The 22,689-nt window shown below is 60.0% G+C and carries 21 protein-coding genes and 1 tRNA gene; 9 read left to right on the forward strand and 13 right to left on the reverse strand.

Annotation, left to right across the window (positions count from 1 at the left end):
• The first annotated feature begins 53 nt into the window (after positions 1 to 53).
• Positions 54 to 2,663 (forward strand): ATP-dependent chaperone ClpB, encoded by a 2,610-nt coding sequence (gene clpB, locus KJA79_RS18250; protein ID WP_213043491.1) that lies wholly within the window; start codon positions 54 to 56, stop codon positions 2,661 to 2,663.
• A 23-nt stretch (positions 2,664 to 2,686) separates the two neighbouring features.
• Here clpB and KJA79_RS18255 read toward each other — a convergent pair whose 3' ends face one another.
• From KJA79_RS18255 to KJA79_RS18265, 3 genes are read right to left on the reverse strand one after another with little or no spacing between them, the layout of a single operon-like run.
• Positions 2,687 to 3,112: a hypothetical protein gene (locus KJA79_RS18255; RefSeq protein WP_213043492.1), complete on the reverse strand. Its 426-nt coding sequence runs from the start codon at positions 3,110 to 3,112 to the stop codon at positions 2,687 to 2,689.
• A 41-nt stretch (positions 3,113 to 3,153) separates the two neighbouring features.
• On the reverse strand, positions 3,154 to 3,384 hold the full coding sequence (locus KJA79_RS18260; RefSeq protein WP_213043493.1) for a hypothetical protein: 231 nt from the start codon (positions 3,382 to 3,384) through the stop codon (positions 3,154 to 3,156).
• Complete coding sequence (locus KJA79_RS18265; RefSeq protein WP_213043494.1) at positions 3,381 to 4,910, reverse strand: YifB family Mg chelatase-like AAA ATPase; 1,530 nt, start codon at positions 4,908 to 4,910, stop codon at positions 3,381 to 3,383. The genes KJA79_RS18260 and KJA79_RS18265 overlap by 4 nt, the downstream gene beginning before the upstream one ends.
• A 181-nt stretch (positions 4,911 to 5,091) precedes the next feature.
• Between KJA79_RS18265 and KJA79_RS18270 the strand changes: the two genes are divergently transcribed.
• Together KJA79_RS18270 and KJA79_RS18275 are read left to right on the forward strand one after the other, a co-directional pair.
• Positions 5,092 to 5,778, forward strand: coding sequence for a hypothetical protein (locus KJA79_RS18270; protein ID WP_213043495.1), 687 nt, complete (start codon positions 5,092 to 5,094; stop codon positions 5,776 to 5,778).
• A 71-nt stretch (positions 5,779 to 5,849) separates the two neighbouring features.
• Positions 5,850 to 6,086: an Lrp/AsnC family transcriptional regulator gene (locus KJA79_RS18275; protein WP_213043496.1), complete on the forward strand. Its 237-nt coding sequence runs from the start codon at positions 5,850 to 5,852 to the stop codon at positions 6,084 to 6,086.
• Between the two features lies 1 nt (position 6,087).
• Here KJA79_RS18275 and KJA79_RS18280 read toward each other — a convergent pair whose 3' ends face one another.
• A complete protein-coding gene (locus KJA79_RS18280; protein ID WP_213043497.1) occupies positions 6,088 to 7,077 on the reverse strand; it encodes a Gfo/Idh/MocA family protein in 990 nt (329 codons plus the stop codon).
• A gap of 154 nt (positions 7,078 to 7,231) precedes the next feature.
• On the opposite strand from KJA79_RS18280, the gene KJA79_RS18285 reads away from it, so the two are divergent.
• Both KJA79_RS18285 and KJA79_RS18290 read left to right on the forward strand, forming a co-directional pair.
• A complete protein-coding gene (locus KJA79_RS18285; RefSeq protein WP_213043498.1) occupies positions 7,232 to 8,023 on the forward strand; it encodes a dienelactone hydrolase family protein in 792 nt (263 codons plus the stop codon).
• A 48-nt stretch (positions 8,024 to 8,071) separates the two neighbouring features.
• Positions 8,072 to 9,049 (forward strand): hypothetical protein, encoded by a 978-nt coding sequence (locus KJA79_RS18290; RefSeq protein WP_213043499.1) that lies wholly within the window; start codon positions 8,072 to 8,074, stop codon positions 9,047 to 9,049.
• Here KJA79_RS18290 and KJA79_RS18295 read toward each other — a convergent pair.
• Positions 9,043 to 9,438, reverse strand: a complete 396-nt coding sequence (locus KJA79_RS18295; RefSeq protein ID WP_213043500.1) for a DUF423 domain-containing protein — start codon at positions 9,436 to 9,438, stop codon at positions 9,043 to 9,045. The two genes, KJA79_RS18290 and KJA79_RS18295, sit on opposite strands and share 7 nt — an antisense overlap.
• A 70-nt stretch (positions 9,439 to 9,508) precedes the next feature.
• On the opposite strand from KJA79_RS18295, the gene KJA79_RS18300 reads away from it, so the two are divergent.
• Entirely contained in the window at positions 9,509 to 10,075 is a 567-nt protein-coding gene (locus tag KJA79_RS18300; protein WP_213043501.1) for a hypothetical protein, read from the forward strand.
• Positions 10,076 to 10,181: 106 nt separating this feature from the next.
• Here the strand turns inward: KJA79_RS18300 and KJA79_RS18305 are convergent, their stop codons facing one another.
• Entirely contained in the window at positions 10,182 to 10,682 is a 501-nt protein-coding gene (locus KJA79_RS18305) for a hypothetical protein (RefSeq protein ID WP_213043502.1), read from the reverse strand.
• A 315-nt stretch (positions 10,683 to 10,997) separates the two neighbouring features.
• Between KJA79_RS18305 and KJA79_RS18310 the strand changes: the two genes are divergently transcribed.
• On the forward strand, positions 10,998 to 11,342 hold the full coding sequence (locus KJA79_RS18310) for a hypothetical protein (RefSeq protein ID WP_213043503.1): 345 nt from the start codon (positions 10,998 to 11,000) through the stop codon (positions 11,340 to 11,342).
• Positions 11,343 to 11,433: 91 nt separating this feature from the next.
• Here KJA79_RS18310 and KJA79_RS18315 read toward each other — a convergent pair.
• Together KJA79_RS18315 and KJA79_RS18320 are read right to left on the reverse strand one after the other, a co-directional pair.
• Positions 11,434 to 11,522, reverse strand: a tRNA-Leu gene (locus tag KJA79_RS18315).
• Positions 11,523 to 11,739: 217 nt separating this feature from the next.
• A complete protein-coding gene (locus KJA79_RS18320; protein WP_213043504.1) occupies positions 11,740 to 11,991 on the reverse strand; it encodes a YtxH domain-containing protein in 252 nt (83 codons plus the stop codon).
• A gap of 347 nt (positions 11,992 to 12,338) precedes the next feature.
• Here KJA79_RS18320 and lgt point away from each other — a divergent pair, with 347 nt between their 5' ends.
• Positions 12,339 to 13,151, forward strand: coding sequence for a prolipoprotein diacylglyceryl transferase (lgt, locus tag KJA79_RS18325; protein ID WP_343224274.1), 813 nt, complete (start codon positions 12,339 to 12,341; stop codon positions 13,149 to 13,151).
• A 7-nt stretch (positions 13,152 to 13,158) separates the two neighbouring features.
• On the opposite strand, the gene KJA79_RS18330 is transcribed toward lgt, so the two are convergent.
• The 5 genes from KJA79_RS18330 to KJA79_RS18350 form a co-directional block, all read right to left on the reverse strand.
• A complete protein-coding gene (locus KJA79_RS18330; protein WP_213043506.1) occupies positions 13,159 to 13,563 on the reverse strand; it encodes a tetratricopeptide repeat protein in 405 nt (134 codons plus the stop codon).
• Between the two features lie 15 nt (positions 13,564 to 13,578).
• Entirely contained in the window at positions 13,579 to 16,965 is a 3,387-nt protein-coding gene (locus KJA79_RS18335) for a UvrD-helicase domain-containing protein (RefSeq protein ID WP_213043507.1), read from the reverse strand.
• Positions 16,958 to 20,188 carry a PD-(D/E)XK nuclease family protein gene (locus tag KJA79_RS18340; protein ID WP_213043508.1) on the reverse strand — a complete coding sequence of 1,077 codons (3,231 nt, stop codon included), beginning with the start codon at positions 20,186 to 20,188 and terminating at the stop codon, positions 16,958 to 16,960. The genes KJA79_RS18335 and KJA79_RS18340 overlap by 8 nt, the downstream gene beginning before the upstream one ends.
• A 108-nt stretch (positions 20,189 to 20,296) precedes the next feature.
• Positions 20,297 to 20,461, reverse strand: coding sequence for a hypothetical protein (locus KJA79_RS18345; protein WP_213043509.1), 165 nt, complete (start codon positions 20,459 to 20,461; stop codon positions 20,297 to 20,299).
• Between the two features lie 12 nt (positions 20,462 to 20,473).
• Positions 20,474 to 20,740 (reverse strand): glutaredoxin family protein, encoded by a 267-nt coding sequence (locus KJA79_RS18350; RefSeq protein ID WP_080877184.1) that lies wholly within the window; start codon positions 20,738 to 20,740, stop codon positions 20,474 to 20,476.
• 154 nt (positions 20,741 to 20,894) lie between these two features.
• Between KJA79_RS18350 and pgm the strand changes: the two genes are divergently transcribed.
• Positions 20,895 to 22,547 (forward strand): phosphoglucomutase (alpha-D-glucose-1,6-bisphosphate-dependent), encoded by a 1,653-nt coding sequence (pgm, locus tag KJA79_RS18355; protein WP_213043510.1) that lies wholly within the window; start codon positions 20,895 to 20,897, stop codon positions 22,545 to 22,547.
• Positions 22,548 to 22,689: the final 142 nt, after the last annotated feature.

Raw genomic sequence — 22,689 nt, forward strand, 5'->3', positions numbered from 1 at the left:
GGTATGATTATGTTCTTCCAATACATAGACTTACCCACCCAGGAGTGCGCCACATGGACATGAACCGGATGACCGTCAAACTACAAGAGGCCCTGCAGAGTGCCTCAGCCCTTGCGATGCGCCGGAACCATCAGGGGATCGATATCGAACACCTGCTCATGGCGCTCTTGGAGCAGGATCAAGGGATCGCGAGTTCCCTGATTGAGCAAGCAGGGGTGTCTCCGGCCGCCGTCCGGCAGGCGGCGGATCAAGCGTTATCGAAACTGCCTCAGGTTCAGGGGTCTGGCGCGGCTCCTGGTCAGATCCATCTCACCCCTCGGCTGGGCTCCCTTCTCACAAAAGCCGAAGACCACATGAAGGAGTTGCGGGACGACTTCATCAGTGTGGAGCACATTGTCTTGGCAATGGTGGAAGAAGGAGGCGTATTCCGTCGCCTCAATCTGACACGCGAGCGCCTCCTCACGGCACTCCAGCAGGTGAGAGGAAACCAGCGGGTCACCAGTCAAGATCCGGAAGGCACCTATCAAGCACTTGAAAAATATGGCCGCGACCTCACGAAACTGGCCGGACAAGGCAAGCTGGATCCGGTGATCGGACGCGACGACGAAATCCGCCGCACCATTCAAATTTTGTCACGTCGGACAAAGAATAATCCGGTGCTCATCGGCGAACCCGGCGTCGGCAAGACCGCCATCGTCGAAGGGTTGGCGCAACGCATCGTCAAGGGCGATGTGCCGGAAGGGCTGAAACAAAAGCGTGTCGTGGTACTGGATATGGGCGCCTTGGTGGCGGGCGCCAAATTCCGCGGCGAATTCGAGGAACGGCTCAAAGCCGTGCTCAAGGAGATCCAGGCAGCGCAGGGACAGGTCCTGCTGTTCATCGACGAACTCCATACGGTAGTGGGAGCCGGTGCCGCAGAAGGGGCGATGGATGCCGCTAATCTCCTCAAGCCGATGCTGGCCAGGGGTGAAATGCATCTGATCGGCGCCACCACCCTCGATGAATACCGTAAACACATCGAGAAGGACGCCGCCCTGGAGCGGCGGTTTCAAACCGTCCTCGTCGATCAGCCGAGTGTCGAAGACACCATCTCGATCCTGCGCGGGCTGAAAGAACGTTACGAGGTCCACCACGGGGTTCGCATTAAGGATGCTGCGCTCGTTGCGGCGGCGAAACTCTCCAACCGCTACATTGGCGACCGGTTTTTGCCCGACAAGGCGATCGACCTGGTCGATGAGTCCGCGGCGCGCCTTCGGACGGAGATCGACAGTCTCCCGGCCGAGCTCGACGAAGTATCACGCAAGGTGCTCCAACTGGAAATCGAACGGGAAGCGCTCAAGAAGGAAACCGATCCGGGAAGCAAAGCACGGCTGCAATCTATTGAAAAGGAACTCGCGGAGAAAAATCGAGATCTCCAGGCACTGAAGACACGCTGGGAATCCGAAAAGAATTCGGTCAGCAAACTCCGGAAGATCCGTCAACAGATCGAGGACGTGAAGCAACAGATCGATCGGTCCGAGCGGGCCTATGACCTCAACAAGGTGGCTGAGTTACGCTATGGCGAACTGCCGCGCCTGGAACGCGAATTGGAACTGGAGCAGCAATCCCTCGGCAAGAAGCAGAACGAAACTCGCCTGCTGAAAGAAGAGGTAGACGAAGAGGACATTGCGGCGGTTGTGAGCCGATGGACGGGCATTCCCGTCACCCGGCTCGTCGAGGGCGAAATGGAAAAGCTGCTGAAATTGGACGAGCTCCTACACACACGCGTCGTGGGCCAGGAGCAGGCGGTTACGGCGGTGGCCGATGCCGTTGTCAGGGCACGCTCCGGCATCAAGGATCCCAACCGGCCGATCGGGTCGTTTCTATTCCTCGGCCCTACCGGCGTCGGCAAAACGGAGCTGGCTCGCGCGCTCTCTGTCACACTGTTCGATGACGAGTCGAACCTCATTCGGATCGACATGTCCGAATACATGGAGAAGCACACGGTAGCCCGGCTCATCGGCGCCCCTCCGGGATACGTTGGCTACGAAGAAGGAGGGCAACTGACTGAGGCCGTGCGTCGGCATCCGTTCTCGGTGATCCTGTTCGATGAAATCGAGAAGGCGCACCATGACGTGTTTAACATTCTCTTGCAGGTGCTGGATGATGGACGTCTGACCGATTCCCAGGGGCGCACCGTCGACTTCAAGAATACGGTTCTGATTATGACCTCGAACATCGGCAGTCAGCATATTCTTGAAGCCCAGCAGGCCGGAGCTTCGTATGAAACGATGAAGGCGCAAGTGACGAGCGAGCTACGTGCGCACTTCCGGCCGGAGTTTCTGAATCGAGTCGATGAAATCGTCGTGTTCCATGCCCTCGGGCACGAACACTTGACGAAAATCGTCGAGATTCAGCTGGAACGTCTGCGGGCCCGCCTGATGGAACGGCGGATCACGCTGACGGTGACTCCGGACGCGCTCCAGAATCTTGGCCGTCGCGGGTATGATCCGGTGTACGGGGCGAGGCCGTTGAAGCGTCTCATTCAGCAGGAGATCGAAACGCCGATGGCACGCCAACTGATCAAGGGAGAATTGCGGGATGGGGATACGGCGGTAGTGGATCTGAAAGATGGGCAGATCGTGATCGTGCCAACAGTTGCGCCGCAGACACCCCAGCAGTGACCCGAACAGACCCAAGGGGGCGGTTACCCTAAGAAGACCGCCCCACCCTTGGTATCCGTGTCTTTCCCGCTGAAGCGCTTTTTGTCGATGCGCCACTCCGTCTGCGACACGTCAAGGCGATGGCCTTTAATGGTGTGGAATGATCCTCGGCTGAACACCACACGGTTGCCGTCCTTCAACTCCAGGGCGAACACGACCGTGCCAGACTCTTCATGTTTCAGCGACACGCTGGTCGGGCTTTTGGCCAACTGATAGGCGCGACGCTCGTTGAAGGTGAGATTGCTGTCTACGACCTTGGCCATCATCCGCCCCACTTCGTCGAAGAGGGCAAAGTTGACCAACAACGCTCGGGAGGGCTCCTTAATGGCCACTTCAAATTGCGGCACACCCTCGATGTCGATGATGCCGTTGGAGTTCCGATACAGATTCGACCCAACTTCAATATCCATGCTCACGACTCCTTATCCTCCACGGCATCCGAAGACGCCTGTCACGACTTCTTGATACGATCCAAGATCAAAGCAATACACCCGCCGAGTAAGCCACCACCAAGAATCGTCGTCAGAAATTCCACCAACTTAAGTTCCCAGACCGACCCCTGTGCTTGCATCGCCTCACGGATCCCCCCCTGGAGCAGAATGACCGCCAGCGCCATGGTGGCGCCGACGATAAACCACCAGGCAAACACACGAGCGGTATGGATGACAGGCGATTCCTTCACAACTCCACTCGACGATCGAAACTGCGATATTGGATGGCTTCGGCCAAGTGCGCCGGACCGATACTATCAGACTCAGCCAAGTCGGCAATAGTCCGAGCCACCCGCAGGATGCGTCCGTGTGCCCGTGCAGAAAACCCCAGCCGCGCCATGGCCTGCTCCAGCAACTCCCGCCCTTGCGGGTCTAACGCACAATACTGCTTCAGGTGGCGCGGTTTCAATTGCGCATTGGTGTAAATCCCGTCGCGCCGGTAGCGCTCCGCTTGTCGAGCCCGGGCCGCGATCACCCTCGCGCGGATGGTCTCCGACGAGTCAGTCTGGGACCCGTCATCACCGAGGGCACGAATCGGAACCGCCGGGACTTCGATTTGAAGATCCAGGCGATCTAAGAGCGGACCAGACAATCGTCCCCGATACCGTCGTACCTGCGTCACACTGCAGACGCAGTCTCTGGTGCGATCACCGTAATATCCGCAAGGGCAAGGATTCATGGCAGCCACCAGCATGAAACGAGCCGGAAACCGCAGGGATCCGCTCGCTCGAGTGACCGTGACATGGCCGTCCTCCAGCGGCTGCCTCAACCCGTCGAGCGTGGCGCGACCGAATTCGCCGGCCTCGTCCAGAAACAGCACGCCATTGTGAGCCAGGGACACCTCGCCGGGACGCGGGAGCGTCCCGCCCCCGATCAGGCCGGCTTCGGAAATGCTGTGGTGCGGAGCACGAAAGGGTCGTCGCCGGAGCAACGGCTGATCCCGAGTCAATTGCCCCACGACACTGTGAATGCGGCTGGTCTCCAACGCTTCATCCTGCCCCAATAACGGGAGAATGCCGGGAAGCCGTCGCGCCAACATGGTCTTTCCGGAGCCGGGCGGACCCATCATGAGCAGGTTATGACCACCCGCCGCCGCCACCTCCAGTGCACGTTTTGCGTGTGCCTGACCTTTCACATCGGCAAAGTCTTCCTCCTCAGCCCGTGCGGATCGCGCCGGCTGCTCCGGTGGGGATGACTGCGGAACAATGGTCTGGACACCACGAAGGAACTCCACCGCCTGGGGCAGCGTATGAACGGGGAAGACTTCCGTTCCGTCAGCCAATGCCGCTTCTTCAGCATTGTCGGCCGACACGAGTATGCGATATCGCTGCCGACAGACCACACCGATCGACAACGCCCCCGGCACAGGTTTCACCCGGCCGTCCAGCGACAACTCCCCCACACACACATGCCCCTTCACCGCCTCGGGCGGAATGATGTCCTCAGCCACCAAGATGCCCAGGGCGATCGCAAGATCGAGCCCCGCGCCTTCTTTCTTAATGTTGGCGGGGGCCAAGTTGACCGTGACTTTTTTGACGGGAAAGTGAAAGCCGCTGTTTTTAAGAGCGGCACGTACGCGATCGCGACTTTCACGTACCGTGGTATCGGGAAGTCCGACGATGGAGAACTGCGGGAGGCCTGCGGAGATGTCCACCTCGACATCCACCAGATGCGCATCGACTCCCACAATCGCGGCACTCAACACATTGGCCAGCACAATTCCTCCACGCCACCGTCATTCGAGTCGAGTGTCCGCCTAGAGCAAATCGTCAGAAAATCGGCTCCAGTAGCGCGATTATAGGCAGTCGCCCGCGCCAAATTCAATCGGCTGGGCCAGGCATTCCCGTCCACATTGCCGCGTGGTAGCGTGCTCTGCGCCGCTTCTGTATAATGCCGACATGCCGACTCAACGTGACCATCGGAACGACTCGTTGACGTCCAGGGAAAACGTGGCAAAGTCGGAACTCCGGTCACACCAGACGCAGGCTCGATGGCTCCGCCTGCGCCTTGCGCTCGTACTGCTCATCCCCGGCCTGCTCCTTCCAACCGGAGTCAGGAGTCAGCCCCGGGCAGCCGACTCGGCGGTTCCGCTACAAACCATCGCCCAGTCTGGCCGAACGTCGTCGGTCTATATTGGCTCAGTCATGGCCATGCTCGCGACGTTCGAAGACGCCGGAATTCTTCCGCCGGAAGGGACGCCCCAGGCCAATCGAATCATCAAAGCGGTTATTCAATTCCAATCCGCCTTCTTAAAAAGCGATCAGCAGGCCATCCGACAGTTTTTTACGGACGCCCACCGCGCCAAGCTCGGCAGCCGCGCGGAGGAGGTGGAGGCCGCCTTCCGTCTCAGTGGGTGGTCGGCGGACACGTTCGAAGCTGTTATCGCGGCCGGCCAACAGGACAACGCCTGGAGCGCAGGCGGCCTCAGCGACGGGTTCCGGGAATTCAATATCGGCAAGCAGGATTTTGACATCCTTGCGGAACTCTACCGCCAAAGCAGCAGCGCATTTTCCACACAGGGGACAACCTTCCAGCAAGTCTATGCCCAACGTCGCCGGGAGATGCCCGGAGCGAAAACGGAATAACCGCCCCTCGCAGCAACGCGCGTCACCCGACGCAGTGACATGGTTCACGACCTGTATCCCAAGGAGGCAGCATGGCAACCAAAGCATACATTCTCATCAAGGTGAAGGCGGGCAAGGGCAAGTCGGTACTCACCGCACTCAAGGGTATTGCCGGCGTGGAACAAATTCACGCCTGCTTCGGGCAACCGGACATTTTTGTGTTCATTAATGTGGCAGATGAACGGGCGTTATCCGACGTCGTGATCACACGCATTCATTCCATCGAAGGGGTGGAAGAGACCGATACCCACATCGTTGCAGAAACCTAGCTTACCGATACTCAACCCGTACAGCCTGGCCGCCCAGCCGGGCCGACGCATAACAGGTCTCGGCGATCTCTACTGCGCGCTTGCCGTCTTCGATTGACACCGGAGGCGGTGAGCCGTCGCGGACGGACCGTACGAAAGCCCGCAGGGCGCTCAGCACGGTCGGTTCCGCTTTGGTCGGCCAGTCCCCTGTGCCATGTCGGGCCGAGACCTGCATCACCCGCTGCCCACACCAGTCCGCCGACAACTGCCCTTCGGCACCGATGAGTTCGATACGTCCCACCCGTCCCGACGTCACACGCGAGACATCAAATAAACAGACCGCCCCACGTTCTGTGGTCAAGCGACCAAGAATCCGCCGCTCCGCTCCATCCGGAGGAACCACATCCATCTCGCACGCGGCAGTGCGGACATTCTCTCCCGTGACCAGACGCACCAAGTCCAGCAGATGGATACCGGTCTCGAGCAAACAGCCGCGTCCACCGAATCCTCGGCTTTCCTCGCTCATGCCGTGCGGCTCCATTCGACTGGACAGGCTGAGATACTGCAGGAGGCCGATCTGGGCCTGCCGCTGACGCAGCATACGTATCGTGGCATCAAACCGCAGAGTCTGTGCTGTCATCATGATTTGCCCGCTGCCTCGTGCCGCCTGGGCAATCATGCGCGCCTCGTCGGCGGTCGTCGCGAGAGGTTTTTCCACGAGCAAGGCTTTCTTCGCCTCGGCGACCGCGACACAGATGTCACGATTGAGTGAGGGCGGAGTCACGACCACCACGGCCTCGACCAGGGGATCGGCAATCAACTCGTGGTAGTCAGCGTAACAAGGCACGGTGGGTGCGGAGACCAGACCACTCCCCTCCTCTGCATGACGGCGACAGACCGCGACCAGACGTGCCTCGGGCAGGTCGTGAATGAGGTGTTTAGCGTAGCGGCTGCCATGATGGCCAAGCCCAATCAACCCGATGCCGAGCGGCGGACGACGTTCGTGAGACATGGTTGCCGCGCACTCTACCGGCCTCGCCACCGCCGGTCAATACGCTGCCGCCGCCAACGCGCCGCCTCGATTGACATTGCCCAAATCCGCTCCCTATAGTACCGATCGACCCTCATCTGACGCAGAGATTACAGGAGAAAGGACCCTACCACCCATGACGACGCAGACCGCCCCTTTTTCGCTAGATCAGATCGGAACCGGTACGGCTCGCTTCCCGAGCGGCATGGCGATCCCGACACCGACGGATGCGATGGTCGATCCCTACATCCGCACGCGGGTCAGCAAAGACGTCCATGTCGAATGCATCCAGTTCTGGCCGCAAGATAAGGTGATGTACCCCGGTATCGTACTATTGCACGACTGGTGGGGCATGAATTCTCAGATCACGGCGTTGGGGGCCCGCTTGGCCTGTGAGGGCTACGGCGTCATCATCCCGAAGTTGTATGGTCGACTCGGCGGCATGGTCACCGCCAACGCAGAGGTGGCCGAAGCCCTCGCGGCAAAGTGCAACGACAAACTCCTGCTGCAAGACATCAACACCTGTTGTGAATATCTGAATACCACTGAACGTACCAAGCGAAACATTCACGGCGTCGTCGGATTTGGTCTAGGCGCGTCCCTGGCCATCCAGTTTGCCTGCCAGCGCAAGCGACTGCGAGCCGCGGTCGCCTACTATGGCAAGGTCACGGCGCCTGACCAGCTGACCAACATGATGAGCCCTCTGCTCTATCATCAAGCTGAACACGATACCTGGGCGACCCAGCAGGATGTGGACCTTCTCCGCGCCGCGGCGAGCCAAGGGAAACGTATCGAGATCAAGACCTATCCCGGAACCACGCATGCCTTCTGCGATGAGACCAGGCCGGGCGGCTATCACGCCGACGCCACCGCGCAAGCGTGGGAAGCGACGGTGTCGTTTCTCAAAGCCTCGTTCCAGGGAACCTGACCACCACCACCCCACTCGCGTCGCACTATGGAGAAAGCAGCCTCAGTCATGCCGAATCACGCCACTCGCTCCCTGTTTCTCAGCTGCGCGCTGATCGCACTGTTGACTGTTCCGGTGGCCGCTCGAGCCGAAGAGCCGACGCCGGCACCTCCACCCCCTGCACTTGTCAACCGGCTACCGGCATTTCACGATGTGGCGAAAGCCAATGCCGCCCAATTGGCGGCGCTTCCCGCACAGGGTGAGGCGCTTGCCCTATTCAAGACGGCCATCGGACCGCAGTTGGGCTTGCAGGATGCTGCTATGACTATCGGGGCCAAGGGACTTACCCCGACGATGAGCCGGGAATTGCTGATCACCGATCTCACACGAGCGGCCAACGAACTGGTTCGCGCCCTCGCGGCCTGGCAATTGGCGCAAGTCACTAAGGATCTGAATTCCACTACCACGGCCGACCAACGCCAGGCGGTGCAACGTCAGGTCGAAGCCCAAATGACGTGGCTCACAGAAGGCACGTCCCTCGAATCAGCACTGAAGCAGGTGCTGGCGTTGAGCAGCGAGTCACCGACGGAGGAACAGATTGCCCGCCTCGGCGGAGCTGCCGCGGACCTTCAAGCCTGGGCAAGCGAAACGGCCCATCGAGAATGGTTTCGCATCTACAACTGGAAAGATCAGGTCCGGCAACAACGAGGTCTCACGCGTCTCTGCGGCACCTGGCAATGGTCCATTCACAATCATCAGAATCACCGCGAAGAGAAGACATCCGTGATCTTTGCGCCTCCGGGAACCGTGTCCTCGAACAGTCCCGCCGAGATCACGGTCCTCGGCGACAGCGTCTATCTGCGATGGGAAACCCGGGCCGGGGTGCAGGAAGACAGCCTGATCTTTTCGGCAGAGGGACAACGTTTGGAAGGGACGTTCGTCAATACGGCAGGCGGGTGGGGATCAATTACCGGAAAGCGCACCGCGACCTGCTTCAACGAGGGAGGGGGAAAGCCGACGGTGTCACCCCGTCGTCAGCATCACTGAGTGCGGCTGGCTCGCCACGCGACAAGAGCCACGCAGGTCCATCCGCCGATAAATGAGACCCCGCCCAGCGGGGTCAGTGCCCCCATCCACTTGATCCCGGCCAGCGCGACGAGATACAAGCTCCCGCTGAACAAGACAATACCGGTGCACAGTAACCAGCCGGCCTTGATCACCAACGGATGTTCTGTTTCGCGCCAGAGCCAGGCTACGACAAAGAGACCGAGAGCATGGTACATTTGGTACCGTGCCGCCGTCTCGTAGACGGCCAACATGGGTGGATCGAGAATCGACTTCAACGCATGGGCGCCAAATGCGCCGGCGGCGACAGACGTCCCCGCGAACAGCGCGCCGAGACAGGCAAAGCGCAACGGACGCAGCGAAACAGGCATAGAATCCTCCTCAAGAACCATGGTTCCGGGCAGAGCCCGCGCGCGATTCTAACATGAGTGTCGTGGCAAAATGAGCAAACCCATCCCTCTGGAATGTCCGCGCTGTCTGCTGGCCAATCCCGATGCTGCACAGTATTGCGAATGTGGCTACGACTTCACCCCGCACTTTCAGGGCTTCCCGCTCAAATCAGCTGGCGAGGCCAAACCCCGAAAGCGTCTGTTCTCCGACGAAATGGGCCGAGGGAGTTTCGTGCTGGGTATTCTCCTGATTTGGTTGGCGCTGTCGGTCGGTGAGCTCTATCGCATCCGCATCGAACTGCCGCGACGTCCCAAAATGGAGCTGGGCCTCAGCAGTCTGATGGTCGGGATGACGGACCTCGCCGCTGCGCTGGTGGTGGGTGCCATCGGATGGGCCTGTGTCTGGATCGTGTTGGCCATGCAGAGCAAACGCGACGGCAGTCTTTGTCCGAAGCGCACCACCTTCGTCGTCACCCTGGTGGCCTCAGGCATTCTGTTCGTCACGCGAACGATCGACCCGAGCGTGCTCGTGCAGCACGTCATGCAGGCACTCTTCGTCCTCGCGATTGCGATTGCGTCTTATTACGCAGGGTGTCGGAACTGGCTGGGTAAATGGTGAGAGGCGGGAGAGGATACCGGGACAGATCACACAGGAATGCCAGGAGTCGTCGCGGAAGAGGAGAGCAGGTCGCCTCCCACACAGCCAGGGCGAGAATCCAAAGCCGTTAATCGCCGCAGGAGTACAGATAGAAATCGGCGAATTCTTCGGAGGGCAGGCCAAGACTGACCGGCTTTTTGGTATTTCCACACAACAAGGTCCACTCTGCAGCCATCTTTGCCAGTCGCTCCTCGTTCACACCGTGTGTGCTCCACAAGTTGACAGCCGCGGAACTCAACACCACGGTGATCGTCTGCGTGGATGGCCCGTAACTGAAATTGAACTCATACCCTCCACGAAACAGGTGAATCACACCCTCACGCGAGCGAAACCCCCGATGCCCACAAGCTTCGCAGACCCAAGTCTCCAGACCGGAGCGGAAATTGTAGTCCGCCTCAGAGGCTTTCAGCAGCCCTGCGCACTTCTTGGCAGGACAACGCAACCCATCGCGATGCTCGGAAGACGCGGCCTGCATCGAATGGCACGCCTCATGTGCGGGACTCACCTGTTTCCCGCCTCCTGAGGAGTCACCCTGCTGCACAGACACCTCTGCGATGCGTGGTACCATTCTCGCCTCTCCCCTCACCACTCATCACGGCTACATCGCCATGGTTAACTATGGCAAGTATATCAGAGCGCCACGAAGACTCCGGCATGGGAGCGATGCAACGTTTCATGGCAGAGAGGGGCATATCAGGCTGCTCTAACGTTTTGAGCTTTCAGAGAAAGCTGGGGCCAGGCTGGAGCATTGACCTGAACAACATTCTCCTGCAGTCTTGGAATTTGCATCGCGTATCTCTTAAGATCGCCCCAGCATCACACCACGGTCTGCCCGAGCAGAACCTGACCTGTGGTGGGAACTGAGCCCGAAAGGAACATCATCGTGACAGACGACTACGCGCGACGAAAGGTGCACGTCATCAAAGAGTTTCTGGAGACGGAATTTCAACCTCCCTATGCCGTGGAGGCAGTGGTGCCGAGGAGAGATCCCTTGGCCGACACCAAATTCAAGGTCATCCTCAACCAGACCGTCGAGCGAACCCTTGTCGTGTGCCCAGCCGTGATTATGGACAGTTACCCCACCCCGGATACCCTCAGGGAGGCGCTCCGGTCGCGCGGCATCATCGACAAGGTGAAAGCCACTGCCGACTCGCGCATCTGCCATGAGGATTTGGGAACCGAAGATCAGAACTACATGAAGCCGACACGATCAGTGCGGGGACTCTAATACCCCCCGAACATCCTTCCTTGGAAGGCAGAGCGGACAGTGCGGACAGGCAGAGAGTCTGAGGCCGGGAACCTGTGCTCGGCCGGCATTGTGGTGCGGGAGGCGGGACTTGAACCCGCACGCCATTGGTATGACACAGGATTTTAAGTCCTGGGTGTCTGCCGATTCCACCACTCCCGCAGAGCAATGCAACGCGGCGAAATCTAACACCAGGGTTCCGGAGGGTCAAGTCACCCGAGCGCAGAACCAATGATGTGCACAGGGCCTGTCCCTCGCGAGACAGGCCGTGGCAACCCTGTTCACCTCTTGTCGGCACAATCGACGCATATCCGCATGGGGCACAACACCGACGCCCGCTGGTTCAGCCGCGCCGCCGTCTGGCCTTCTGGACGGCTTTTTACGCAGCCTCCTTCTGATCATCCTTCTTGACCAACGCTCGGCTCCGTTCCACCATGGACGAGACTCCGGTCTTCACCGATCGACCAAAGCGCGTCGCCTGAAGCTGGGCACGTTTGGCATACCTGGCGACGTCGCGTCGCGTCTCCGCCCCGGACTTCGGAGCCAGCAGTATTCCCAACGCCGCTCCTACCACCGCTCCACCACCGATGATCGCTGCAATCTTCGCTGCTTCACGCCCCTTGGTAGACATCGTGACTTCCTCCCTTTTAAACAACAAGGTTGACGGTTCACTGATTACGGCGAGCGCTACTATGAGGTACAGCATCAACTGTGCCACAGATGGGTGACCGGGATTTTCGGGGCATTGCGGCACATTCATGACGTCACATGAGGCCCTTCTCATAAACGGTGCTGTTTTGTGAACAATCGCAGGAGACAACCGTTTCAGAAAAGCGACAGGTCAATGTAGGGGAAACTCATGACCCCGCCTCAAGCCTTGTCCAGCAAGGGTTCTCGGCTTGCCTTGCAATGCCGGTCGCGCTCACATAAGATCGCGAAACTATGTGGAGTCCTTCTATGCTGCCCTGGTTACACGCCATCCCGTATCCCGATATCGACCCCGTATTTCTCCGTCTAGGCCCCCTCCAGTTCCGGTGGTACGGCCTGATGTATCTGATCGGACTCACGCTGGCTTACTTCATCATCGGAGCAAGGGCGAGAGCGCAACGTTTGCCACTCGACAAAGATCAAGTCTACGACATGATCGTCTATGCGGCGGTCGGGGTCTTTGCCGGCGGACGGTTGGGGTATGTGCTCTTCTACAACCTCTCCTACTACCTGGAGAATCCCCTGAAAATCTTGGCGGTCTGGGAAGGCGGCATGTCGTTTCACGGTGGCTTAATCGGCACGATCGTGGCGTTGATCTTGTTCGCCAAACGCCAGGGGATGACGGTCTTGACCATTGCCGACCTTGCCGCCGGTGTGACCCCGGTAGGCCTTGGACTGGGGCGAATCGGCAACTTCATCAACGGTGAACTGTACGGCCGCCCGACGGACGTGGACTGGTGCATGGTCTTCCCTGCAGGAGGCATGGTCTGCCGACATCCCTCGCAACTGTACGAAGCGTTCCTGGAAGGATTGTTGCTGTTTACGGTGTTGTGGCTGATTACCCGTCGACTTCCCCCGGCGGGGACGGTGTTCGGAGCGTTTCTGGTGGGCTATGGGCTCTGCCGAATCGTGGTGGAGTTTTTTCGTGAACCAGATGCACAGATCGGCTTTCTCATCGGCTCAATCTCCATGGGACAGATGTTGAGCATTCCGATGATCGTCGCAGGCGCGGTGATCCTCGCCATCGCCTCTCAACGCAAGCGACCACTGCGAACCGATTCCGGCTCCGCCGCCCCCCTCTAGCCATGAATTATTTTGGGTTGGCGTCCATCCAGGATTTTTTGCTCAATCCAAGTTCGCTGTCGTATTTACGCAGTGGTGGAGCATCCCAGATCACCTTGTTGCCGGGAGCCAGATTTGCCGCGGCGACATAGTGCTTCCGGGCGTCGGCCTTGTCGCCCAATTTATCCAAGACCAACGCCAGATTGTAATGGGCTTCCGCCAAGGTGGGATCGGCCTGGATCGTGTCGAGATAGATCTGGCGGGCCCCGGCCCAGTCCTCCTGCGTCAGTAACCGATTGCCCTGCTCCAACTGCTGACTGACTGCTGCGCTCGTGCCGGCCGGTGCGTGGAGCGGTCGCACCTCCACTTTGCGTGGTCCCGCACACCCGATGACCGCCACGACTGCCACCAGCGCCCAGAGTATGCGTCGCATGGCTTCTCCCTTCCCTTACACTGTGATCGCGACTCCGTGCCGGAGGAAGATGAACTCAAACCCTGCAACCGGCTTTCCCAGCGAACGCGCGACCGCCTCCTGATACAATGTCGCCTGTTCCCGATAGGCCTGGGCTCGCGTCGCCGCCTGATCGAGCGGAATCATATCTGTCTTATAATCCGCAATCCAGAGCTGCCCGTCGAGGTGATAGAGGACATCGATAACCCCCTCCAGGATTTGCCGACCCTCGTTCCACGGCATGAGAAACGGCACTTCCCGTCCGATCACCGTAGCCCGGCGCAGACGGGTATACGGATCCGATCCAGCAAATGTGCGCAGGAGTTGCCGAAGCTCATCCAGCAGGGCTTGCTGATCCCGATCATCCAGCACATCAAGCGCGAGGGAAGTCACCGTCACGGCAGCCAGTTGGGACTCCACGTCTCCGGTAAAGTCCCAATGCTGAAGCACACGATGGACCATGGTCCCGAAGACGTTCCCGGCCAGTCGCCTCCCCGTCGCTGCCGCTTCTCCTGTGGGGAGCCGCGTCGGCTTGCGCACAAAGTCCGACGGCGAGACAAGCAGCGACGCTGATCGGTAGACCTGCCAGGTGTGATCCCGCTGCTCCCATCGACGCGCGACCTCTTTGTCGGCCACCCCTTCCTCCAGCATCACCGGTCTGGTGCGTTCCTTCGCCGGCGCCCGGCCACTCCCCTTGAGGATCGTGTGTCGTAGCCCCACGCCGACGAGTGGCATCTCCATGTGCGCCTCCCCGTTCAAGTCAGCCCCGGCTGCCTCCTCCAATAACTCCAGCAAGGCGCCACGCACCCGGCGTTTCGGCAACGCTCCGGACAACAACAAGGATTCCCTGGCGCGGGTCATACCCACATACAACAATCTGCGACGCTCGGCCTCTTCGCGGGCACGCGCTTTCTCGGCCGCTAATACGGCACCAACCGAGCAACAGTCACCGAAATCGAGGCCCTGAACACCGGTCGACCAGTCGTGCCAAATGAGTGGCCCCGACCGGCCTCGTGCCGCTCCGTCTCCATGGTGCAACCCGGCGAGAATCACCAGCGGAAACTCAAGCCCCTTTGCCTTGTGGATCGTCAACACCCGGACGGCATCCAACGTATCCTCCGACAGAGCGCTCTCCGCCTCCTCAGGTTGCTCGATGAGCCGGTCCCGCATCAACCCAACGAATCCATTCAAGGTCAGCGCGGGGCGATCCGCCAGGTCGGTAGCCATCTGCCGTACCTTGAACAAATTGGCCACCGCTTGTTCCCCATGCAGTGACGCGGCGGCCAATTCCAACAGCGGGAGTTGCTGAAAGATGAGGTCCACGGCTTCGGGGAGCGGACAACGCCGTGCCCGCTCATACAATGCGGCCAGGATCCCGTACAGGCGTCGGAGCGGTTCGGCATGCGGACTCTTCCAGTCGGCAAGCCGGCCGGCCCGGCGGTAATCCAGCGCCTCCAACTCTCGAAGGTGCACCAACACGGAGTCGGGAATGCCTCCCAACGACGACCGCAACACGCCGACCAGCGCAATGTGGTCATGGGGATTTTCGATGCAACACAGGAGGTTCACCAAGTCGACCACTTCCTGACGACGATAGAAGTGTTTCTCCCCGTCGATGACGTACCGAATGTCATGGCGGCGGAGGGCTTCCAGGTAGGGTTCCGACTGGGTGAGTTTTCGAAACAAAAGCGCCACGTGCCCGGGCCGCAACCGCGTATCCGATTTGGTGGCGCCACCTTCTGGCTCGGATCCATACAACAAGCGGGAGAGCGTAAGCCCGATCTGCTCCGCCTCCATTCGCGTGGCCGCGGAGGAATCTACATCGTCCGCGTCTTCCGATACGACCAGCCGAAGCTCGACTCCTGGATCACCCATCTGATCCGATCGATTCGGCTGCACGGTCAGCGGCACATTCGGGGGCTGAACCGAAGGCTCTGCGACCAACAGATTGTTGAAGACACCGTTGACCACCTCCAGCACCTGCGCGTGGCTGCGGAAATTCGTCGCCAGTTCACAGCGCAACGCGCCGTTGCGCTCCAGCCTGTCCACCACGTGATCGAAGGCCTCAATATCAGCCCGGCGAAATGCATAGATCGACTGTTTAGGATCTCCGACGATAAATAACTTCCCTGCCTCCAATTCGGTATCCCGCCAGGATGCCGCCTGCCCGCCCAGGCGTTCGGCCAGATACAGGACAATCTCGTACTGCACAGGATCGGTGTCCTGAAACTCATCGACCAGCAAGGCACGATACTCACGCTTCAATTGCTCTCGGATCGCCGGATGGTCCCGAAGCAGGGTGCGGGCCTTCCCGACCAGACCATCGAACGTGAGCCAGCCGGAATCCACAAACGATCGTCGCACGGACTGCACGAACGGAGTCAGGATATCCAGCAGTTGCGACAGGTCCTCATGATCGATCTTGAACAGTCGTTTGGCGATCCGCTGTAACGATTCGACTACCGCGAAATCTTCCTCTGTCCAGCCGTTTGGGGCCTTGCCGAGCTCCTTCGTCAGTAACTCACGAGATTCATCGGGCAGGCTCTTCACGCCATCAAGCCCTGCACGTATGAGCTCTCCGAATAGCACACTGATGGCCGCCAGCATCAATTCCACCTTGCGCCGTTTGGGACTATCGTATCGAGCCAGAAGCCGATCCGCCGCTGCTTGTCGAGCAAGAAACCATGCCCGCAACCCATCACCCAACCGGCTCTGGCCTATCTGCTGCCGCAACCCATCGAGGTCAATGAGCTCGCTATGCAGGCTATAGGCCAGATCCCGTATGGATTCGAGACTCCATGACATCAGCAACCGCCGCCAACGGTCGTGATCCTGGCCTGCATCCCCCAACTCACGATCCAGCCACATGTCCCACTCAGCGGTGAAATGTTCCTCGAAGCGGGAGCCGTCCTCATCCGTCTGGAAGGTCGGGGTCACTCCCGCTTCAATCGGGTACAAGCGCAGCAGATGGCCGGCAAAGCTATGCAAGGTGCCGATCTGCGCCTGTTCGAGATCATGCCATGCAGTCCTGGCGCGGGCGACAATCTCATCGGTGGTCCAGCCGTACCGGACCCGCAGGTCGGCCATCGAGACCGTTCCGCTTGCCGCGACCGAATCCTCCCGCCCCTCGGACTGCAGCAATCCGCGCAACCGTTCGCGCAACCTGAGCTTCATTTCGGTGGCGGCCTTGTTGGTGAAGGTCAACGCCACGATACGCGAGAGATCCAGCGGATCCACGCGACGCATGAGGAGATACAGAAGCCGGTTTACCAATAAGGTGGTTTTTCCGGTACCCGCACCGGCAATCACCACCACGTTGCGATCGAAGGTGGTGGCGGCGGCTTCCCGCTCGGCCTGGTCGGGGATCTGTGCCGGTTCAGTCACGCGTCACCTTCTGCGAGCGTATCTCCCGGAGCGCTTTCGCGGGAGCCGCACAATAGGCTCGCCACCACGTCGGTTGGTGGGTCCGACGACAAAGAGTGGAAAAGTCACAGTGGCTGCAATGGGTCGCATCCGGCACAATAAAATGCTGGCCGTCCCTGATGCCGTCCAGCAAGGTCCGCATCGTCTGACTCAACAGCGGGCCGGAGGGTCCCTGCCAGGCGGACGCCTCAAACGAGGCCCGTTCAACCGCAGGTTCGCCTTGCGGCAGTAGATACACAAAATCGACCTGTTCGGGGAAGGCTTGCCCCGCGTCACCCGAGGATCCGGCGAGGGTCATCAAGGCATACAGGGCCGGTTGCAGACGCTGCGCCCGCACCGCCGCTTGCAGCAGATTGCGATCCTTCGCATCTACTTGGTCATGGGCACGGTATTTATAGTCAATCACTCTCAGCGCACCAGAGGTCGGATGCCGATCTATGCGGTCAAATCGACCACGAATCGGCACAGTCGCGCCTACGGTCCCATCGGGAAGGGTTCCCGACGCATCAACTTCACACGCGACCGGAACGAACCCCGAGGCCCCAGCCCCGCAGTCGAAGGCCAGCACCGACGCGACGATCCGGTGCACCCGCTCTTGCGCCATCTGCCAGGTGAGGCAGTACCCGGTTCCGTGGGTCTTCGCGTAGACGGCACAGGTCCGCTCCACGGCCTGCGCCACAGCTGCCGTGATCGCGGATGACGAACGTATAGTTTCCGCCCATCCCTGTTCGATCAGGATCTCGTAACAACGCCGCAAGGCTTCATGGCAAAGTTGCCCCATGGCGGGCGGCGGCAGTTCCATTGAGGTCTCCAGCCAGACCGGCTCCAGCTTCAAGATTTGTGCGACAAAATACTGAAAGGGACAACGGGCATAGGTTTCCAGGGCCGTGGGGGAGAATCCTCGTTCGCAGACCCGTTGCCAATGGGTGGTCTGGTCCTCCAGCATGCCGTCATAGCCGCTCAACAACCCATGGCTCTGTTCAATGACACCCTGAGCGGCACCTCCATGCGAGAACAACACCCCCTCGCGTCCGACCATATCCAACAGCGCCGACGCGTCCCGGCCTCTCAGCACCGCACTGACGGTCAGCTCTTCCCTCGTCAACAGCGACGACGCAAATAGTGGCAGATCAACACGATCCGACCATCGACGGGGCAGGGCCAGCTGCAGATCCGTGGGCGTCGCTTGGGGCGTACCGCCGAGGGCATCCACATACCCGGACGGCGCTAACGGACGTCCGTCGACATCGGCGCGCTGGTATGAGAGATACAGTCGATCCGACGCGGAGGCCGAGAGGAGTTCGAACAACAGCGCCTCTTCCCCGTACCCTTGTAGCTTCTGATCGATCTTATAGCCCAGCGTCTCACTCAACATGAGCCGGTGCCGGTCACGCAGGAAACCGTCCTCCTGAATCCCTCGTGGGAACACCTGTTCATTCATGCCGATCACGAACAGCGCGCGAAACCCGACTCCCCTCGCCGCCATGGCATCCAACACCTGCACACCCTGATGCGAAGAGGGGGTGAGGGCACAACTTGAGCGCTCGAGGATGTTCAAGAACGTCTCAGCCCATTCAGCCCAGCTGACGGTTAGCTCAAGGCGATCCAGCATCCGCATCTGCGCAAAGACCCCGGTCAAGGCCTCCGTCACATTCCTCGCCTGCTCACCTTGCGCCGTCGCGTCGGTGGAACGATTCTCAGTCAGGTTCAACGTGAGGTGGTGGTCCGCCAGCGCGCAAAATGCATCCGTCAACCCCGCATACCCGCCGGAATCAGGCAGCCTCTTCAGGTCGTCGAGCAGCGGCAAGAGACAGGTCCAAAGCATCCGGAGTTGGGCCCCATCGATGGGAAATGCGTCCTCTTCGTCACAAGGTCCTGATGATCGTTCATCAGGCCAGGATTCCAGCTGCGCGAAGGTCGCCAACCGTCGCCATTCCGCATCACCCCGAGTAATCCCCAATACCTGCACCGCCCTCCGCCAAAGATCAGGCCGAGGCGGAATGCCGTTGGTATCGTGTGCCAGATAACGATTCCACGGAGAGGTCAGCACATCCAACATAGATGGTCGATGCAACCCATTCGACTTCAGTTGAGCCAGGTGAACGAGGGTCTTCACCGCCGGCTCATGCAACAGGGGCACGACGGCGCTCGACACGAAGGGAATGCGGTGCTGGTCGAAGATTCGCGCAAGCGCGGACTGATAGGGGGCGAGGGTCCGGCCCACCACGCCGATGTCTTCGAAACAATAGCCGTTGGATTCAATTAACGTCAGGATCTGTTTGCACACGAGCGTCAGTTCATCGTCCACGCCCACGGCGTGTTGAACTTCAACCGATACCTTTGCTCTGACTCGATCAGATGGGCTTGGTTGCGATGATGGGTCAGAGGGCACCTGTGCAGTTCCGGCCATAGGATAGAGGTACCGTTCCAGAAACTGCTGCGCAAAGGCATACCCTGGTGCCGCTTCCAGCGGGAAGTACACCGTCACAGGGTATGAACCCGCCAGGGTTTCCAGGAGGGTCAACTGAGTCTGGGTCAGATCGTAGGACCCGTAGTACCACACTCCGCTGAGCCCACGCAGGAACAGCGACTCCGGTACATACTCCGTGACCAGCGCAGCCAGATCATCGGGCGACCCTACACGAAGCGCGGAAGCCGCCTCCCGTATCGCCGCATATAACGTAAATAATCCTTTGAGCTTTGACTCATCCTCCGGCGCACACTGTCCCTCCTCTACCGCGCGCAAGGCCACGGTGGAATCCACGGTCGCATCCTTCACGTCACGCAGACTGGCCCAAAGGGCAGGCCAGGCCCCCGGCGGGAGACTGTCAAGGCGCAGGGCCTCCGTGTGCGGAATGCGCCGTTGACCGAGATGCTTCAGGAGATGTTCAAAAAACACATCCGTCACCAGCTCGATCTGCCGCTCCCCGCCGACCAAACCGGCGCGAGCTCGCCGCTCACCATTCAGCTGTAAGGCGAGTTGATGAAACGAGAGAATATGGACGTTGAGGAGCGCCAGCCCATGCCGCTTGACCAGCAGCCGCTTGAGCGCCAACCGCAACTGGTCCGACGGCACAATGAGCGCCAGGGCGGCCTGCGGATGCTGCGATTTGAGAGCACGAAGATCGTCAACGAGTCGGGATTCGAGCGTGGGATGAAACGGGCCGGTCACGAGGCGGAGCATGAAGACCGTCAGTCGTAGGACGTGAACCGTGAAGCGGGGCGAAACCCTCTCACTTGCAGGCTCCGGTGTTCCACATCACGAGATACGGGCGACGCACGACGGAGCCGGCTACCCGGTCTCCGGACCGAGCAGTTCGCCGTTGCAATCAACACAGGCCCAATCGCCGTCGATAAACTTCATGGGATCGCCGCAGGTGCCGCATTCAGGAGGCGGGCCCTTGTCGATCATGGGAAGGACAGGCAGTTCGAAATCATCGTCATCTGGAACGGTCATACGGCTCCGATCTCACGCGCCCTGCGGTTTCATCTTCAACTGAAGCGCCTTTTCGGCGCTTTGACGAGGGGGTACGCCGACAAAGGTCAGCCGACCATCGATAATCGTCGCGGGCACCGCCCGAACAGAATGGCGATTGGCCAGCTCCTGCCCGTCCGGCGTCGTGATGTCGACTTCGCGATAGCTAAAGCTATACTTTACCCTCAGTTCCTTCCAGAGGCGCTTGGCCGAAGGGCAGGCTCCGCAGGTTGGTGAATGCAACAAGGTAATATTGGGCATGGGCAACCTCTCTCCTCAACGTGAGCGGATCTTAACACCCGGGCGGAGGACCGTGCAACCAAGCAGGCGCCTGACATTCGAGATCGAGCCATATATACTGCGCGGGACTGATCCTGTCATTCATCATTCATCATCATCGTCTCCTGAGGAATCTATGGCTCACCATCCACGCGCCGGTCAACCGGCACAACCAGAACAACTCGTCGCCCTGGACAGACTTGAGCAGGCCTACTATCAGGAGATGCCGGACTCGTCCGATCCGCAGCAACGGGTGAGTTTCGGCACAAGCGGGCATCGCGGGTCCTCGCTCAAGCAGACATTCAATGAGGCGCACATCCTCGCGATCACGCAGGCCATCTGCGAGTACCGCACCAAGATGGGTGTGACCGGCCCGCTCTACATCGGCAAGGACACCCATGCCCTATCCGCGCCGGCCCAACGAAGCGCACTGGAAGTCCTGGCGGCGAACGGAGTCCATGTCCGTCTGGATCAACAGGACGGCTACACCCCGACCCCGGTGATTTCCCACGCCATCCTCACCACCAACCGTGGGCGGACCGAAGGCAGAGCCGATGGGATCATTGTGACGCCGTCGCACAATCCGCCTGAGGATGGGGGCTTCAAATACAACCCGCCCCACGGCGGCCCCGCCGACACCGACGTGACAAAGGTGATCGAGAATCGGGCCAACGAACTGCTGTCGGCCAAGTTACACGGGGTGAGGCGGTTGCCCTACGAACAGGCGTTGAAGGCATCCACCACCTCGCGCCATGACTTCGTTGGTTCCTATGTGTCCGACCTGGCCCACGTCGTCGATCTCGACCGGATCAAGGCGGCCAGACTGCGCCTTGGTGTCGACCCGCTTGGGGGCGCAGCCGTGGCGTACTGGCGTCCCCTCGCCGAACGCTACGGGCTGGATCTGCAAATCGTCAATGAACGCGTCGACGCCACCTTCCGCTTTATGACGCTGGATTGGGACGGCAAGATCCGCATGGACTGTTCGTCGCCGTACGCGATGGCGTCATTGATCACATTGAAAGACCGGTTCGACCTCGCCTTCGGCAATGATACCGATACGGATCGACACGGCATCGTCACCCCCAGCGCAGGATTGATGAATCCCAACCACTACCTCGCTGCCGCGATTGCTTATCTGTTTACCCATCGGCCCGGTTGGCGATCCGACGCAGGCATCGGCAAGACGGTGGTCAGCAGTAGCATCATCGACCGGGTGGCCCAATCACTTAAGCGCCGATTGGTCGAAGTGCCGGTCGGCTTCAAATGGTTCGTCCCGGGTCTCAGTGATGGGTCGTTGGGGTTCGGTGGAGAAGAAAGCGCGGGCGCCGCATTTCTGCGCCTCGACGGCACCACCTGGGTGACCGACAAGGACGGCATCATCTTGGACCTGCTCGCTGCGGAAATGCTGGCGGTCACCGGGAAGGACCCGGCTGCGCTTTACAAGGAATTGACTGCCTCGCTCGGGGAACCAATCTATGAGCGGATCGACGCTCCGGCAACCAGAGCACAAAAATCTGCCCTCCAAAAACTTTCGCCGCAACAGGTCCCTAGCCGTGAACTGGCGGGCGAGGCGATCACCGCCATGTTGACGGAAGCGCCGGGCAATCACGCCTCCATCGGTGGGCTAAAAGTCACCACCGCCAACGGATGGTTTGCCGCACGCCCAAGCGGCACCGAGGATGTCTATAAACTGTATGCGGAGAGCTTCAAGGGCCACGCCCATCTACGCCGCATTCAGGAGGACGCCCAAGCCTTGATCGGTCAGGTGTTCGCCGCTGCTGGAGCGTGACGGGTCGATCAGGAGGACCAACTGTATACCTGATACCTGTGCGACCGGCGGGCCAACCGGACGGCTCCCAATCCGGGTCGAACGCGCTAGCCCATATTATTCATGACGGTTCGTCGCGAAATCGCCGAGTCACGTGGCGAGA

The sequence above is a fragment of the Nitrospira defluvii genome, from assembly GCF_905220995.1.
Taxonomy (GTDB): Bacteria; Nitrospirota; Nitrospiria; order Nitrospirales; family Nitrospiraceae; genus Nitrospira_A; species Nitrospira_A defluvii_C.